The organism is Paenibacillus sp. P4_A7, from assembly GCF_056402455.1.
The window spans coordinates 1-1,766 of record NZ_JBFUHJ010000712.1 but is presented as its reverse complement, the minus strand read 5'-3'; the positions used below and the strand labels follow the sequence as shown (position 1 = coordinate 1,766).

The window sequence follows — 1,766 nt, the reverse complement described above, 5'->3', positions numbered from 1 at the left end:
TCGGACAGCAATCTATTGTACAAATGGAAAATAAAATCGTCAATTTGGATAGCTTAATTGAAAATCTGCTCTCCTATACATTGATGACGAGTGGACGGTATCCGCTGAAGCTTGAGCAACAGGACGTAATGCGCCTTGTAAGGGAAAGCGCTGCAGCTTGGTTTCCTTTGTGGGAGAAAGAAGGAATGGAAGTAGATGTAGATTTACGGGATCAGCCATTGACGTGGACCGTCGATAAGCAAGGCTTTCGCCGTATACTTGACAATCTGTTCCAAAATGTCGTGCGGCATGCTCGTAACGGAAAATATATAGGTATAACCTTGGAGCAGCGTGATGAAAGTACTGCCCTTGTAATCTCTGATCACGGTGAAGGACTTGATTCTTCATCGTCTGAGAATGGAGCAGGCATCGGACTAGCTATTGTAGAGCATCTAATCCGTGAGATGGGACTCGAATGGCGAACGGAAACCTCAGAACAAGGCACTCGCGTCTTGATTTACCCCAAATCTGCCGAAACTGATTTTTTAAACAAAATTTAAACTTGCCACCCTTTCGTTTTAACCTTCGAGCGTTATTGTTGTTATCGAGGTGATTAACGTGAATGATTGGATTATCGAAACGAAGGGGCTTAGCAAATTATACAAAGGACGTTATGCCGTTTCCAATCTGAATTTAAAAATAGCAAAAGGAGATATTTACGGCTTTCTTGGACCGAACGGCGCTGGTAAAACAACGACGATCCGCATGCTGCTTGGGCTAATCAAGCCATCGAAAGGGACCGTTAACCTTTTTGGAAAATCGCTCAAAAAGGAAAAGCTTTCGATATTACGAAAGGTAGGCTCACTCGTTGAATATCCTTCCTATTACGGCCATCTGACAGCCGTAGATAATTTGGAGGCTATCCGCAAAATTATTGATGCTCCTAAGCAAAAAATGGCTGAGGTGCTTGAAATAGTCGGTCTGACAAAGGAAGCTCGGCGTCCAGTTAAAGGCTATTCTCTCGGTATGAAGCAGCGCCTTGGCATCGCAAGCGCTCTGCTTGGAAGTCCCGAGCTGCTCATACTGGATGAACCAACGAATGGACTCGACCCTTCCGGGATTTTAGAAATTCGCGAGTTAATTAAAAGCATGCCGAAGCAGCATGGCATAACCATTCTCATCTCTAGTCATTTGCTGAGTGAAGTAGAGCAGATGGCCGGGACAGTCGGCATTATTCGTCAAGGCGAGATGGTGTTTCAGGATACGATTTCTAATCTGCATCAACAAGCACAAGGAACGATCTCGCTTCATGTGTCTGAACCGCTGCAAGCAGTAGATGCTCTGCGCGAACAAGGTGTAGACGCAGCTATTACCGATTCGACCATTCTATTGGAGCATACAAATGATGCTGCTGTCGCTCGTATTGTGAAAAGTCTCGTTGAGCGCAATCATTCTATTTATCGTGTCGAAGAAAAGAGAAAATCGCTTGAGGACCTCTTCCTCCGGATTGTCGAGGAGGGAAAACGGCTATGATGGGAAAAGCACTAGCCGCCGATTTCGTGAAAATACGCGGAAAAGGAATATGGTTTCTTGTCATTCTGGGCCCTGTCGGACTGCTCGCCATGCAGGCTCTCAATTTCGGTGTTCGCTATGATTATATGACGACTAAATACGCGGACAATTTATGGGGAGTATTGCTGGAAAATATTTTTATGTTCGTTCCGATCTCGCTGTTTCTAGGGATTACTCTTGTTTGTTCACTGCTTGCAAATGTAGAGCATCAAACT

Annotated in this window: 2 protein-coding genes and 1 pseudogene; all 3 read left to right on the top strand. The window is 44.8% G+C overall.

The window, feature by feature from the left end:
* Positions 1 to 539, top strand: a 539-nt coding sequence (locus tag AC1DWN_RS33290) for a sensor histidine kinase (protein ID WP_477563110.1), incomplete at its 5' end; no start/stop codon positions are given.
* Positions 540 to 597: 58 nt separating this feature from the next.
* A complete protein-coding gene (locus AC1DWN_RS33285) occupies positions 598 to 1,512 on the top strand; it encodes an ABC transporter ATP-binding protein (RefSeq protein WP_477563109.1) in 915 nt (304 codons plus the stop codon).
* Positions 1,509 to 1,766, top strand: a pseudogene (locus AC1DWN_RS33280) (ABC transporter permease); the annotation flags it as partial. The gene AC1DWN_RS33285 and the pseudogene AC1DWN_RS33280, both read left to right, overlap by 4 nt.